Origin of the sequence: Gemmatimonas sp., assembly GCF_021298855.1 — a bacterium.
GTDB lineage: Bacteria > Gemmatimonadota > Gemmatimonadetes > Gemmatimonadales > Gemmatimonadaceae > Gemmatimonas.
The window spans coordinates 73,175-87,399 of the sequence record NZ_JAJTHI010000004.1; the positions used below are offsets into that span (position 1 = coordinate 73,175).

Here is a 14,225-nt window from a genome sequence, read left to right on the forward strand (position 1 = left end):
GGCGTACGTGGGCGCCCTACTCGGCGGTTTCGCGCTGCAGGGCGTAGCGCTCGATCTTCTTGTACAGGTTGGAGCGCGGCATGTCCAGCGCGCGCGCCGTTTCCGAGACGTTCCAGTCGAACTGGCGCAGCTTGGCCAGCAGATACGCCCGCTCGGCCGCCTGCTTGAACTCCTCGAAGGTGGCAATGTCGAGCAGCCCCCCCAGCCCCGGCGATTCGGTGGCCCGGCGCCCCACCAGGCGCTCCACATCGGGGGCGCCGATGGTGGCGTGACTGGCCAGAATGACCAGCCGCTCCACCGTATTGCGCAGCTCGCGCACGTTGCCCTGCCACTCGAGCTCCTGCAGGCGGCGCAGGGCTTCGTCGGTGATCCCCCGCGCCGGCAGGCCGTCGCGGGCCGCCAACTGCTGCAGAAAGTGCACGACCAGCAGCGGGATGTCCTCCCGCCGCTCACGGAGCGCCGGCACCGTGATGGGCACCACGTTGAGCCGATAGAAGAGATCCTCGCGGAAGCGCCCCGCGGCGATCTCCTCCTCGAGCTGCTTGTTGGTGGCCGCCAGCACCCGCACGTCCACCTGCACCGCCCTGTTGCCGCCAAGGCGCGTGACCACGCCGTCCTGCAGCACGCGCAACACCTTGGCCTGCGCGGTGGCACTCATGTCGCCGATTTCGTCGAGGAACAGCGTGCCGCCGTCGGCCTGCTCGAACTTCCCCGCCCGATCGCTGACCGCACCGGTGAAGGAGCCCTTCATGTGCCCGAACAGCTCGCTTTCGATGAGCTCACTGGGAATCGCCGCGCAGTTCACCTCCACGAACGGCTTCTTGGCGCGCGGCGACCCCCGGTGGATGGCGCGCGCCACCAGCTCCTTGCCGGTGCCGTTCTCCCCCGTGATGAGCACGCGCGCCGGCGTGGCCGCCACCTTCTCGATGCGATCGAGCAGGGCGCGAATGCCGAACGACCGCCCCACGATTTCGTAGCGGCTTTCGATCGTTTCGCGCAGCCGCGCATTCTCCTCGCTGAGCTGCCGGTTCTCGAAGGCGTTGCGCAGCAGCACCAGCACGCGATCGGTGTCGAGCGGCTTCTCGAGAATGTCGTACGCGCCCAGCTGCGTGGCTTCCACCGCCGTCTGGATGGTGGCGTGCCCACTGATCATCACCACCGTGGCGGTGGGGTCGGCCTGCCGCAGTCGCTTGAGCACCTCGAGGCCGTCCAGCCCCGCCATCTTGACATCGAGAAAGACGAGCTGCGGACGGAAGGCATCGTACAGCGTGATCCCCTCGGCGCCGCCACTCGCCGTTTTCACCTCGAACCCTTCGTATTCCAGCAGCTGGCCCAGGGCCTGGCGAATGCCGGGTTCGTCGTCGATGACGAGGACGCGACGGCTCATGAGTGGATCACGGGGTGCGGGCAGTGGAGGTGGAGGCGCGGTACAGCGTGAGCGTGCCGTTGACCACGCGGACATCGCTGACCGACGTGGGCAGCGGCACCGGCAGCGCATCGGCGGCCAGAGCACCGGCGCCCGATCCGCTATCTACCGCCCCGGCGTCCGGGCGTTCCGCACCGGGGCGTTGCGCCGCCCCGCGCAGGCTCCCCACCAGCCCGGGGATGAGGCGGGTGGGCACATCGATGCCCTTGAGCCGCAGCTCCTGCACGCGGAACTGCGCCAGCCCCGGCCGCACCGGTTCGAGCGGCCCGGCCAGAAACAGCGTGTCCTCACCCACGAGCGCCTTGCCCAGCACGGCCCCAATGGCCGACTGCCCGGTGAAGTCGCTCAGCGACACGGCGGTGCGCAGCAGCAGCAAGTCGCCGTCGAGCGCCACCTGGGCGGTGATGGCCGATGGCGGGAGCTGCGCCAAGAGCGGCGCGAGCAGCCCGGCCACCTGGTCGGCAGCCAGCGACACGTACGCCGGGCCGTTGCGGCGGCGGAGCGGCGCCAGCGGGTTGGTCGTGGGCGCCACGGGGGCGTCGGCGTTCACGGTCACCCACCCCAGCTCGCGGTCGCGGCGTTCGCGTGCCGCGCGGCGCCGCGCCTCCTGTTCGGCAGCAATACGGGCGCCTTCCTCGCTGTCGAGGCGTTCGCTGGTGCGCACGGCGGCATCGGTGACCTTGTCGGCGGCACCGGAGGCCGCGCGGGAGAGGACCGACGGCAGCCGGTCGCCGTAGAGCCAGTAGCCCACGGCGCCGCCAACCACGAGCACCACGGCACATCCGATTCGTGTGAGACAGCCCACAGGCGTTGTGCAGGAGGGAAGGAAGCAACGGGCAGCGTGCGCAGAAGCTACGTCTGCCAGCTCCGCAACGGCAGTCTGGCGGGCGCCGCGCGCCCGTGCGGTTTCCTCACGGATCGCCAGGCGTCGCGAGCACCGCCCCACCCTCCCCGCCCGCATCATCCACCGGGCGAAAGCGCAGCGCCTCCCCGATATGGGCCGACATGACGGCCTCCATGTCGTCGAGGTCGGCAATGGTGCGGGCTACACGCAGCACGCGGTGATACGAGCGCGCGGAGAGCTGCAGCTTGTCGGCCGCGCGCACGAGGAGGGCGCGAGCGGCCGGATCGAGCCGCGCCGCCGGCCCCACGAGGCGCACCGGCACGGCGGCGTTGGTGAGCACCGGGGCGCCGGCCACGGACGCTGATGCGGGCACCGCCGATGGCGCGCCGTGCGCCGTATGGGCGTAGCGCTCGCGCTGACGCGCCCGCGCGCGCAGCACGCGGTCGCGCACGGCGGCACTGCGCTCGGTGGGCGCCGAACTGCCGTGCTGCGCGAGCGCGCGCGGCGGTACGCGCTGCACGTGCACGTGCAGGTCAATGCGGTCGGCGAGCGGGCCCGAGAGCCGTTGCCGGTGCCGCTCGAGATCGGCCACCGAACAGCGGCAGGGGCGGTCGTCGCAGCCGGCGTAGCCGCAGGGGCACGGATTGCTCGCCGCCACGAAGGTGAACCGCGAGGGAAAACGCAGCGACCGCGCGGCGCGCGAGACCATCACACTGCCATCCTCCAACGGCTGCCGCAGCGCCTCGAGCGTGTGACGCGGGAAGAGCGACAGCTCGTCGAGAAAGAGCACACCGTGATGCGACAGGCTCACTTCACCGGGGCGCGGCCATCCGCCGCCACCAATGAGCCCCGCCGTGGAAATGGAGTGATGCGGCGCGCGAAAAGGGCGCGCGCGACTCAGCAGCTGCTGGTCGGCCGGCCCCAGCAGCCCGGCCACCGAGTGAATGGCCAGCACCTCCAGCGCTTCCTGCTCGTCGAGCGGCGGCAGAATGCCCGGCAAACGCCGCGCCAACATGGTCTTGCCGGCGCCCGGCGGACCAACGAGCAACAGATTGTGCGCGCCCGCCGCCGCAATCTCCAGCGCCCGCACGGCAAACTCCTGCCCCACCACATCGGCCAGATCGGGCACGTCGTCCGTACTGCCACCACGAGGCGCCTGAGGCCGACTGGGCGCCGCCGAGCCGCTCCGCAACGCCGCCACCAGCTCCGCCAACGTGCGCGGCGCCATGGCGCGCGCGTTGGGCACGCGCAGCGCTTCGGCCAGGTTGTCCGGCGGCACGATGAGCAGGGCGTTGCCGGTCGCCGCCACATGCCGCGCCACGGCCAACACCCCACGCACCGCCCGCAATTGCCCATCGAGCCCCAACTCCCCCACGGCGCATGTCTGGAGCAAACACTCGGCAGGGAGCTGGCCACTCGCCGCCAGCAGCGCCAGCGCAATGGGCAGGTCGAACGCGGTGCCCGTTTTGGGCAGGTCACCAGGCTGCAGATTCACCGTGACCCGCCGCGGCGGCACGGTGAACCCGCTGTTGGCCAGCGCCGCATGCACGCGGTCGCGGCTCTCCTTCACTGCCGTCGCCGCCAATCCGACGAGCGTCCACTGCGGCAGCCCGTTGGCTACATGCACCTCGACGAGCACATCGAGGGCGTCGATTCCCAGTACGGCGGCGGAAGGCGCGGCGGCAAGCATGGGGCAACAGTAGGCGCGCCATGCCGATCGTGTGTCATCCGAAAACGTGGCCTTGGCTCATTCGAACGCACAGAAAACGGTTCCGGGTTTCGGGTTTCGGGTTTCGGGTTGCGGGGTTCAAGTACCGACCCGCAACCCATGACCCGAAACCCGAAACCCGGAACTGAGCGGTTTCCGCCGTGACCGCGGTGGCCGGTTACATCGCCGTGCGCGCCGCCGCCCCCAGCGTGTGCTTGGCCATCCACTCGTACTCGCGCTTCATGCGGTCGAGCTGGTGGTAGTACTCGCCCAGCCCGTGCCCTTCTCGCGGATAGAACACCAGCTCCACCGTCTTGCCCCTGTCCTTGAGCGCCCGGTAGAACTCCATGGGCTGTCCAATGGGCACCCGCTCGTCGTTGCTGCCATGCAGAATGAGCAACGGCGTGGTGACCTTGTCGCTGTACGAAATGCCCGAGCGCTCGAGATACTTGCGCACGTTCGCATTCACGATGGAACCGTCGTACTGCGGCTGTCCGAAGAAGGTGTTGATGTACCCCGGAATGTCCGTGGTGCCGGCCATGCTCAACAGCGACGGAAGCCCGGCGCCCATCATGGCCGCCTTGAAGCGCCCCGTCTGGCTCACCACCCAGCTCGTCATGTAGCCGCCGTAGCTCCACCCCTCGAACGCCATCTTCGACGAATCGGCGATGCCGCGCTTGATGAGCGCGTCCACGCCGGTCATGATGTCCTTGTAGTCGCCACCGCCCCAGTCGCCGGTATTGGCGTGCATCCACCACTCGCCGTACCCGGTGGAGCCGCGTGGATTGGGGTAGAACACCGCCCACCCGCGCGCCGCCCAGGTCTGCCCGGGGTCGGTGCCCAGCTTGAAGCCCGCCGTGTGCGCCCCCGTGGGCCCGCCGTGCGCCGACACCACCAGCGGCACCTTCGTGCCCTCGCGATATCCCACCGGCAGCAGCAGCACCCCTTCGGCGGTCTTGCCGTCGAAGCTCTTCCACGTGATGACCTGCGACGCGCCAACGGCCCGCTCGGCCAGCCACGGGTTGGTTGTGGTGAGGCGACGCGGTGACGCCAGCGACGCATCGGTCACGTACACCTCCGTGGGCCACTCGGCGCTGTTGAGCGCCAGCGCCAGCACCGAGCCGTTGGCACTGGGCGACACGCCCCCCACCAGCAGCTTCTGCGTGCGCTGGCTGTACGTCTTCGTGGCCAGATCGTACGCATACAGCGACTGGTAGACGCGGTCGCTGGCGGTGAACCACAGCTCCTTGCCGTTAGGCGACCAGCGCACCGCGCCGGGGCTCACGTCGAACGACGACTGCGCGTGGTTGGTGAGCGTGCGCGTGGCCACGTCCATGGTCATGAGGCGCGCGTTGCGCAGCGTGCGCGGCATGATGCCGTCCTTGTGCGGCGCGAACTCGTGCGGCACGCTCGTCCACGCCAGCGTCTTGCCATCGGGCGAGAAGGCCGGCGCGCTCTCCACCTGATGATCGGTGGTGAGTGGTGTGAGCTGCTTGCTGGCGATGTCCACCAGGTACGCATCGTGCCGCTCGTCGCGGATCATGGTGGTGGGACTCGCGTAGAACGCCAGGGTGCGGCCATCGGGCGACCAGCTGGGGAGCGCGCTCACCGTGTAGTTGCCGCTCGTCACCTTCGTGGCGGCCCCACTCGTGGCGTCCACCACCCAGATGTGCACGAACCGGAAATCGCCCTCGTACACCGTGGGGTCGTCACGACGACGCAGCCGAGCCTCCTGCTCGCGCGTGAGCGTGTCGGTGGTGAGCAGCGCAATGCGGCTGCCATCGGGGCTCCACACGTAGCCGCTCACCCCGTCCTTGATCGTGGTGAGCTGACGCGCCTCGCCGCCGTCGGCCGGCAGCAGCCAGATCTGCGGGCGCGGGGCGTTCTCGCCGGTGCCCGTGCCGCGCGCGGCCACGAAGGCAATGGTCTTGCCGTCGGGGCTCCAGGTAGGCTGGCTTTCCCCGCGCTCGCCAAAGGTGAGCTGCCGCGCGGCACCGCCGGCGGCAGGGACGATGAACACGTGCGAGCGCCGCTCGTGCGTGTCACCCAGCGCGGTGTCGCCCTTGGCGTTGGGGTGCTCCCACGCCGTCACGGTGTAGAGCACGCGGTTGCCGTCGGGGGACATGGCTACGCCCCCCACGGCCTTGAGTCGCATCACGTCGGACTCGTCGAGTCCGCGGGGTTGGGCCGACAGCGTGAACGGCAGCAGCAGCACGCCGAGCAGGAACCGGGTTCGCATGAGGGGGAGGGTTGGGGTTCAGATCGAAGTTACCGGCGCGTGATCACACGTCCAGCACGTACGCCGGTGGCCTTGCCGCCGTCTACCGCCACGGTGCCGTTCACCACCACGGTTTCAATGCCCAGCGGGTACTGATGGGGCTCGGTGAAGGTGGCCTGGTCCTTCACCGTCGTGGCGTCGAAGATCACCACATCGGCCACGGCCCCCTCGCGCAGCACGCCGCGGTCGGTCAGCCCCAGCCGGCGGGCGGGCATCTGCGTCATCTTGTGAATGGCCGTTTCGAGCGGCAGCAGCTGCTGCTGGCGCACGTACTCGCCCAGCACCCGCGGAAAGGTGCCGTACGCGCGGGGGTGCGGATGCCCATCGCCCGGACGCGACAGTCGCCCGTCGCTGGCAATCATGGTGAAGGGGGCCGTCATGATGCGGCGCACATCGCCTTCGTCGAGCACGTGGTAGATGGCGTTGGCGCCCCCGTTCAGCATGGCCTCGAGCACCAGCGCCGCACCGTTCTCCGGTGTGGGCGCCAGGTTGCGGCGCGCCGCCCAATCCTTGAGCGTCTTCCCCTCGAGGCTCTTGTCCCACGACACGCGTGAGAACTGCACGCGCGCGAGGTCACCGCCGCCGCGATCGTTGAGGATGTTGAAGACGATGCCGCGCACGATGCTGTCCTTGAGGGCGGCGTTCGCGAGGCGCCGCCGAAACTCCGCGTCACCGCCGGCCATGGCCCAGCTGGGTACCAGCACGCCAATCCCCGTGTGCGTGGCGGTGTAGGGGTACTGATCCACCATCACATCGGTGCCCGCCTGGCGCGCGCTGTCCACCATGGCCAGGGTGAGCGCGCTCTTGCCCCACATCTGCTGCCCCACGGCCTTGTGGTGCGTGAGCACCACGGGGATCTTCGCGCGACGGCCAATCTCCAGCGCTTCCGCCACGCCTTCCAGGAGGCCAATGCCCTCCTTGCGCAGGTGGCTGGTGTAGATGCCGCCGCTGTCGGCCGCCGTCTGCGACAGCGCGATGACCTCCTCCACGGTGCTGTAGGTGCCCGGCAGGTACAGCAGCCCGGTGCTGAGCCCGAACGCCCCCTGTCCCATGGCCACGGCCACCAGCTGCTGCATGCGCGCCAGCTCGGCCGCGTTCGGGGCACGCGCCGCCATGCCGAGGACGGCCCGACGCACATCGTTGTGCCCCACGAGGTAGCCCACGTTGATGCCGGGCTTCGTGGTACGCACGCTGTCGAGATAGGGGCCCAGCGGCAGCGGGGAGCCGCCATCGGGCCCACCCAGCGCGAAGGTCACCCCCTGCCGCAGTGCGCTCTCCATGAGCGGCAGCTCGAGCAGCGGTTCGAGATGCGCGTGCAGGTCGATGAATCCGGGCGACACCATGCGTCCGGCCGCGTCAATGACGCGCGCGGCGCCGGCGCGCGAGATGGCGGTGCCCACGGCCACGATGCGATCCCCGCGAATGGCCACATCGGCCCGCCGTGGCGCGCTGTTGGTGCCGTCCACCACCAGACCGTTCACGATGAGCAGATCCACCCCCTGCGGGCGGGCGGCCGCGCTCTGCCGGGCAAAGAAAAACCCGCCGGCCAGAAGGCCGACGGGAATCAGGGCACGCCACCGGGGGCTCATTTGCCGACGATGCGGTCGAGGGTCACATCGAAGACGAGGGTGGAGTTGGGCGGAATCGATCCGGCCCGCTCGTTGCGGTAGGCGAGCAGCGACCCGATGACGAGCTTGCGCTGGCCGCCCACCCGCATGCCGGGGAGCCCCTGCTCCCACCCCGGGATCACGCCGTTGCGCCCCAAACGGTAGGAGAAGGCCCCCTGATCGAACACCTGCCCGTTGGTGAGCATGCCGCGGTAGGTCACGAAGATGGAGTCGCCGGTGACCGCCGTGGCTCCCGTGCCGACCGGGTTGTCGCGAACGAACAGGTTGTCGTTGAGTCGGGTCATCTGGGCAATGACGACGCCGGTGGAGGTGGCGTACGTCTCGACGGCCGGATTGGACGGGATGTCGGGCGAGGTGCTCTCCGTTCCGCCGCACGCGGCGAAAAGGCCGGCGGCGCCGGCAGCCAGCGTGAGTCGGGCAAACGAACGGAGCGACGAGGAAAGCGACATGAGCGAATGCATCCTGCGGCTGAAGAAGCGGGCGGGCGCGGCGCGCGCCACGAACCCCGAAAAGATATGGAGACACGCGGTTGCGCGGGACATCCGGGCCCCCTTACGCTCACACCACGATGTGTGCGCTGCGCCGGACGCCCGCGGCGGGAGGTGACGACCTCGTCTCCCTCGATACGCCTCCCGCTCCGGGAGGTGCCCTCGACGCGCCCGCACCGGCCGGCGCCTCGGCCGACGCCCCGGAGTTTGCCGCGGCCCGGCGCTTCATCCTGCAGCTCGCCCGGCAGCTGCACCAGCACGGTACCCCCGCGCATCGGCTCGAGGTGACGCTGTCGGTGCTGGCGCGCCGGCTGGGGGTGCAGGCGGAGTTCTTCTCCACCCCCACCAGCATCATGGTGGGCATCGGCACCCTCGAACAGCAGCGGGTGCACCTGCTGCGCGTGAACCCGGGGGAGCCCAACCTGGGGCATCTGTCGCGGCTGGGCGAGATCGTGCGTCAGGTCATGGACGGCGACATCACCCCCGCCGAGGGGCTTCGGCGCATCGAGGTCATGGATGCCGAGCCGCCGGCGTACCCCACGTGGCTGGTGATGGTGGCCTTCGTGCTGGCCTCCACGGCCATTGCCTGCTTCCTCAAGCTGCGGGTGGGGGACGTGGCGCTGGCGGCGGCGCTGGGGCTCGTTACGGCGGTCACGGTCCTCACGGCCAGTCGGTGGGAGAGCACCCGACACGTGAGCGAACCGCTCACGGCGTTCATCGTGACCACGCTGGCCTTCACCATGGATGGTCTGCTGGGCACGCGCACGGGGTATGCCACGAGCCTTGCCGGTCTCGCCATCCTGCTGCCGGGACTCACCTTCACGGTGGCCCTGACCGAGTTGTCCACGCGGCATCTGGCGTCGGGCACGGCGCGCCTGAGCGGTGCCATCGTCACGTTCCTGGGGCTGGGCTTTGGCCTCGCGCTTGGAGCCAAGGCGGGAGGGGCGGCCGGTGCGCTGCTGCGCGACCTGCTCCCGGCCATGCAGGGCGCCTTACCGCGTACGCCACTTCCCTGGTGGACGGAGTGGACAGGGCTGCTGGTGGCCCCGCTCGCGTTTACCGTGCTTCTGAGCGCGCGACGGCAGGATGCGCCGCTCATTGTCGTGGCCTGCACCGCCGCCTACGTCACGAGCAAGCTGGCCGGCGCGGCGGTGGGAGAAGAGCTGGGGGCGTTTCTGGGCGCCTTCGTGGTGAGTGCCGGCAGCAACATTCTGGCGCGCGTGCGTCGGCGCGTGGCCATGGTCACGCAGGTGCCGGGGCTGCTCATCCTCGTGCCGGGAAGCATCGGCTTCCGCAGCATGACCTCGCTGCTGGGGCAGGAGGTGGAGACGGGCATTCAGACCGCGTTCCGAGTGGCCATCGTGGGCACTTCGCTGGCAGCCGGCATTCTTGCCGGCAACGTGGTCACGCGCGCCGCGAATCGGATTCGGCCGTAGGCGAAGCGGACCGGGAACTCGAAACACGTAACCCGGAACTCCCCGTCGACTGCGGGAGGCTGGGATCGCGCGGAGGCCGGGGAGTGTCGGGTTGCGGGTGGCGGGTAACCGATCGCTCGTTTACTCAGCGGAGCGGAGTTGGTTCACCGTCTTCACGAACGCCGGCCGCCCCCACGCCAGCAACACGGCGGCCATGCTCATGCCCGCGATCGTGGCCATGGCGAGGCTCCATCGCAGCGCCTGCGGGTCACCGAAGACCCGATCGGTGAGCAGCGCCACGGCAGTGGGGCCGAGCGCGCCACTCACGAGATTCACCACCAGCTGATAGATCGCGCTCCCCTGCCCGCGCATGTGCGGCGGCATGGCTTCGGCGATGGCGGCGTTGGCCGCGCCCCAGGGCATGGCGGCAAACACGTTGACCGGCACCAGGAGCACGGCCACGAGTGTGGCGCTGGGCACCACGGGGTAGAGCCCGGCAAAGAGCAGCATGGCCAACGCCCCCAGGAGCCCCACGCGCAATGGCGCATCGATGTGCCCCTGCCGTGCCCACGCGTCGTTGAGTCGCCCCCCCAGCATGACGCCGATGGGGCCGATCGTGAAGGTGAGCACGCCCTGCAACGTGCCCGCCTGCTGCACCGTCCAGCCGTGCGTGCGGATGAGGAACGTGGCCAGCCAGAACCCGATGGCGTAGTTCACGCTTGCCGACGCCGCAAAGCCGAACGAGATGGCGCCCACCGTGCGGACATTGGCGCGCACGTAACGCATGACCTCCCCGAAGGTGGCCACCGGCTCCGCCGTCGCGCGCGTCTCCGCGGACGAGGCGGGGCGGCCGGCGGCGGCGTGGGCGGCTACCTGGGCGGCCGCTTCCGCGCGCGGTTCGCGAATGGTGAGCGCCAGCAACGCAATGAGCAGCCCCGGCAGCCCCACCCAGAAGAAGACCGTCTGCCACGGATGCATGGCCCCCACGAGCGGGAGCGTGATGAGCCCGGGTGCGTCCACGCGCCCCACCACGTACGCGCCCAACGCGTACGCCACGCCCGATCCGGCGAACGTGCCCACCATGTACGTGCTCATGGCGGTGCCCAGCTGGCGTCGGGGAAACTGGTCGGCAATGATGGACACCGCCGCGGGCCCGAGGGTGGCTTCGCCCACGCCCACCCCCACGCGCGCCACGAACAGCTGGCCGAAGGTGCGCGCCAAGCCGGTGGCGGCCGTCATGAGACTCCACACGGCCACGCCCAGCGCCACGATGCGCGGCCGCATGCCACGATCGACCCACCGGCCAATGGGGAGCCCCAGCACCGAGTAGAAGAGCACGAACCCGAGGCCGGCGAGCAGGCTCACCTGCGTGTCGGTGACGTGCAGGTCGCGCTTGATCGGCTCCACCAGCAGCGAGAGAATCTGCCGGTCCACGAACCCCGACACATTGGCCAGCGTGAGCACGGCCACCGCGTACCAGGCGCGCGTGAGGCGCGGCGCCGCGGCTGGTGCGGTGGCCGGTGATGCAGGCGGCGCTGAGGGAGGCGGAGGCGCGGTCACCCGTCAAAGCTGACGGGCGACTCACACAATTGCACCCGGGGATCGTAACTTTCCTTATGCTCCGTGAGAACACCGTAGTGACCCGCGCCGTCGTGCCCGACGTGCCGGATGAGGAGTGGGACGACCTGCTGGACCGCGCCGTGGGCTCGGGCTCGCTGCATCCGCTGGAAGCGTCGTTCGCGCGCGGCCTTCCCGCCCCGCGGCGCGCCACCTTCGTGGCCGGTCGGCAGGCGCTGCGCGATGCGCTGGGCACCGTGGCGCCCGCGGCCGGCGCGTCGCTCGAGGCGCCCATTCTGCGCACGCATCGCGGGGCCCCCGCCCTGCCGCCAGTGGTCACGGGATCGGTCTCGCACAAGCGCACACTCGCCATGGCGGCGGTGGCCCCGCGCGTTGGCACCCTGCAGCACATCGGGCTCGACCTCGAGCGGCGCCCGCAGGCCGATGACCTGCGGCGTCCGTCCATCGCGCGCAAGATCCTCACCGGGCGCGAATACGAATACGTACAGCAGTGGGGCGACGACACCTTGGCGGGACGCGAGCACGTGCTGGTGCACTTCGCGCTCAAGGAAGCCGTGTACAAGGCCATTGACCCCTTTGTCGAGCGCTACGTGCGCTTCACCGAAGTCGAACTCGCGCTGGCCGGCGATGGGTTGCCGCAGGTCACGCTGCTGCTACCGGAGGCCTCGGTGGCCGACGTGCGGGTCGAGGCGGGCTGGCGGATGGAGGGCGAGTGGATCGTGGCGTGGGCGGAGAGTCATCGGTAACGGCGGAGGGACGGCGGGGGGTGCTGCGCGTGAACTGCAGAGGGCAGACGGCAGGAACTACAGTGCGCAGTGCGCAGGAATGTGGAAGAACGGGCGCGCCGCGACGCGGTCGCGCCCGATTTCCTTTGCGGTAGGAAATCGGCGGCGGCGCTTCGCGCCGACCGCCGCTTTCCATTTTCCTCCCAGACTGCCGTCTGTAGTTCCTGCCGTCTGCCCCCTGCAGTTCACGCGCAGTCTCCACCACCGTCGCTCCCTTCCCCCCGTCCCTGCCTACCTCCGCCGCGCGACGTGCCGCGCCACCCCCCCAAACAGGTACCGCCGCACGCTCACCACGTCGAAGCCCTCGTCCTGCAGCAGCGCACAGAACGCGCGGTCGCTCATGAAATGCGCAATGCTGCGCGCGATGTAGCCGTACACCACCGGGTCACGGTGCCAGAGGTAGCCCACCATGTCCCCCGCCACCTGCAGGTACCCCAGAAAGAGCGCGCGCCACGGCGCGAAGTCGGGGCGGTAGAAATCGAGCGTCACGAGCACGCCACCGGGGCGCAGCACGCGGGCCATTTCGCGCACCGCCCCGCGGGCATCGGGCACATTGCGCACGGCGTAGCTCGCGGTGACCACGTCCACGGAGGCATCGGCCTGCGGCAGCGCCATCATGTCCCCCACCATGGGGGTCACGACCGCCAGCACATCGGGGTCGCGCTGCGCGAGGCGTCGTTGCGCCTCGTCGATCATGCGGGGAGACGCATCGAGCGCATCCACGTGCACGCCGGGCCAGAGCCGCGCGAGCGCCACGGCGAGATCGCCCGTGCCGGTGGCCAGGTCGAGCGCCTCCCGCACCGGCCGCAGGCGGCGGGCCGACTCGCGCGCCGCGTCCAGTGCTTCCCGCTTCCACCCGCCATCCATGCCGAACGAGAACCAGCGCGTGAACTGGTCGTAGCGCGGTGCGATGATGTCGAACATGGGCGTCACGAACGCCTGCTTGAGCGCCGGGTCGCGCAAGTGGGTCTCGACGTCGAGTGACCGGAGCACGGCCTCCGGGCGCTGGGTATATTCCGTCATCGTCAGGAAGTGTACACCCGGATCACCCGCCCGCGATGCGTCACCGCTCCGGAACCGTCAGTCTCAGCACCGTCGTGCTGCTCGTCGTGGCCTGCGCCTGTGCCGCGCTCGTGGGCAAGCGGCTCCACGCCCGCACGGCGCAGGACAAGCTCGCCACGGCCATCGTGCGCGACATCAGCGGCCAGCGCGTGGCGCTGGTGCCCAAGGGGCAACCCACCGTGGTCATGGTGAGTTCACGCACCTGCCCCTGGTGCAAGAAAGCGCTGGCCGACTTCGGTCAGATGGCCGAGGGACAGCCCGTGCCGGGGCTGACGCTGTTCACGCTGGAAGGCGCGGCGGACGGGGCCCCGATGCTGGAGAAGGAAGGGCTGCGCGGGGCGCGGCTCGTGGGCCCGGCCGCCTCGCGAGAGGAGGCGGAGCAGCTGTTCCGCTATCCCGGCACCCCCACCTTCATCGCGTTCGACCGCCACGGCCGCGTGGTGCACACGATTCCCGGCTATCCCATTCGCCCGGAGCTGGCCCGCCTGTTTGCCGTCATGGTGCGGGAGACCGACGAGCCGTAACGCGCCTCCACTCCACGAACATGAGGCCCGTGAGCAGGGTGATGGACACGGCGGAGACGGCGCACCACGGGCAGAAGCCCTTGAGAATGATGAATTCGGCGTACTTGAGCCGCACGGTGAACAGGAACGCGGGAAACACCAGCAGCTGCAGTGCGCGTGCCGGCCACACCGCGTCTTCGAACTGGGTGAGCGAGCCCACGGTGGCCACCAGGAAGATGAGCGTGTACCCCACGGCGCCAATGAGCGCGACGTCAACGCCCAGGAACCAGCCGTAGCGACTCCCCTGGATGTACTCGCAGCCGCCGGTACCCCCGCAGGCCAGCGACCCGGCAAGCCCGATCTTCCAGAGATGCAGATAGGTGGCCACAAGGGCGTTGATCAGCGCCACGATGGCGATGAACTTGCGAAGGCTCACGAGGGACTCGGTGCGGAGGAAATGGCGGCCGGATACGCGCCGGCTCCCATGAATCCTAGATACCCGTCCGCTTT

At 69.9% G+C, this 14,225-nt stretch carries 12 protein-coding genes; 3 read left to right on the plus strand and 9 right to left on the minus strand.

Features of this window, described 5'->3' with window-relative positions:
* Positions 1 to 16: 16 nt before the first annotated feature.
* The 6 genes from LW840_RS01050 to LW840_RS01075 form a co-directional block, all read right to left on the minus strand.
* Positions 17 to 1,387, minus strand: a complete 1,371-nt coding sequence (locus tag LW840_RS01050) for a sigma-54 dependent transcriptional regulator (protein WP_291266767.1) — start codon at positions 1,385 to 1,387, stop codon at positions 17 to 19.
* A 7-nt stretch (positions 1,388 to 1,394) separates the two neighbouring features.
* Complete coding sequence (locus tag LW840_RS01055; RefSeq protein ID WP_291261643.1) at positions 1,395 to 2,201, minus strand: hypothetical protein; 807 nt, start codon at positions 2,199 to 2,201, stop codon at positions 1,395 to 1,397.
* A 136-nt stretch (positions 2,202 to 2,337) separates the two neighbouring features.
* Complete coding sequence (locus tag LW840_RS01060) at positions 2,338 to 3,960, minus strand: YifB family Mg chelatase-like AAA ATPase (protein ID WP_291268993.1); 1,623 nt, start codon at positions 3,958 to 3,960, stop codon at positions 2,338 to 2,340.
* Between the two features lie 196 nt (positions 3,961 to 4,156).
* Positions 4,157 to 6,217, minus strand: a complete 2,061-nt coding sequence (locus LW840_RS01065; RefSeq protein WP_291276273.1) for a S9 family peptidase — start codon at positions 6,215 to 6,217, stop codon at positions 4,157 to 4,159.
* A 29-nt stretch (positions 6,218 to 6,246) separates the two neighbouring features.
* Positions 6,247 to 7,845, minus strand: a complete 1,599-nt coding sequence (locus LW840_RS01070) for a D-aminoacylase (protein WP_291266769.1) — start codon at positions 7,843 to 7,845, stop codon at positions 6,247 to 6,249.
* Positions 7,842 to 8,333 carry an FKBP-type peptidyl-prolyl cis-trans isomerase gene (locus LW840_RS01075; protein ID WP_291262605.1) on the minus strand — a complete coding sequence of 164 codons (492 nt, stop codon included), beginning with the start codon at positions 8,331 to 8,333 and terminating at the stop codon, positions 7,842 to 7,844. Before LW840_RS01075 ends, LW840_RS01070 begins: the two co-directional genes overlap by 4 nt.
* Positions 8,334 to 8,452: 119 nt before the next feature.
* On the opposite strand from LW840_RS01075, the gene LW840_RS01080 reads away from it, so the two are divergent.
* On the plus strand, positions 8,453 to 9,808 hold the full coding sequence (locus LW840_RS01080; RefSeq protein ID WP_291266771.1) for a threonine/serine exporter family protein: 1,356 nt from the start codon (positions 8,453 to 8,455) through the stop codon (positions 9,806 to 9,808).
* A gap of 120 nt (positions 9,809 to 9,928) precedes the next feature.
* Here LW840_RS01080 and LW840_RS01085 read toward each other — a convergent pair whose 3' ends face one another.
* Positions 9,929 to 11,347 carry an MFS transporter gene (locus LW840_RS01085; protein WP_291276274.1) on the minus strand — a complete coding sequence of 473 codons (1,419 nt, stop codon included), beginning with the start codon at positions 11,345 to 11,347 and terminating at the stop codon, positions 9,929 to 9,931.
* A gap of 56 nt (positions 11,348 to 11,403) precedes the next feature.
* On the opposite strand from LW840_RS01085, the gene LW840_RS01090 reads away from it, so the two are divergent.
* Complete coding sequence (locus LW840_RS01090) at positions 11,404 to 12,111, plus strand: 4'-phosphopantetheinyl transferase superfamily protein (RefSeq protein WP_291268995.1); 708 nt, start codon at positions 11,404 to 11,406, stop codon at positions 12,109 to 12,111.
* 270 nt (positions 12,112 to 12,381) lie between these two features.
* On the opposite strand, the gene LW840_RS01095 is transcribed toward LW840_RS01090, so the two are convergent.
* Positions 12,382 to 13,173 carry a ubiquinone/menaquinone biosynthesis methyltransferase gene (locus tag LW840_RS01095; protein ID WP_291266774.1) on the minus strand — a complete coding sequence of 264 codons (792 nt, stop codon included), beginning with the start codon at positions 13,171 to 13,173 and terminating at the stop codon, positions 12,382 to 12,384.
* Between the two features lie 35 nt (positions 13,174 to 13,208).
* Here LW840_RS01095 and LW840_RS01100 point away from each other — a divergent pair, with 35 nt between their 5' ends.
* Positions 13,209 to 13,736: a hypothetical protein gene (locus LW840_RS01100; protein ID WP_291262600.1), complete on the plus strand. Its 528-nt coding sequence runs from the start codon at positions 13,209 to 13,211 to the stop codon at positions 13,734 to 13,736.
* On the opposite strand, the gene LW840_RS01105 is transcribed toward LW840_RS01100, so the two are convergent.
* On the minus strand, positions 13,708 to 14,151 hold the full coding sequence (locus LW840_RS01105) for a vitamin K epoxide reductase family protein (RefSeq protein ID WP_291262599.1): 444 nt from the start codon (positions 14,149 to 14,151) through the stop codon (positions 13,708 to 13,710). The two genes, LW840_RS01100 and LW840_RS01105, sit on opposite strands and share 29 nt — an antisense overlap.
* Between the last annotated feature and the right edge of the window lie 74 nt (positions 14,152 to 14,225).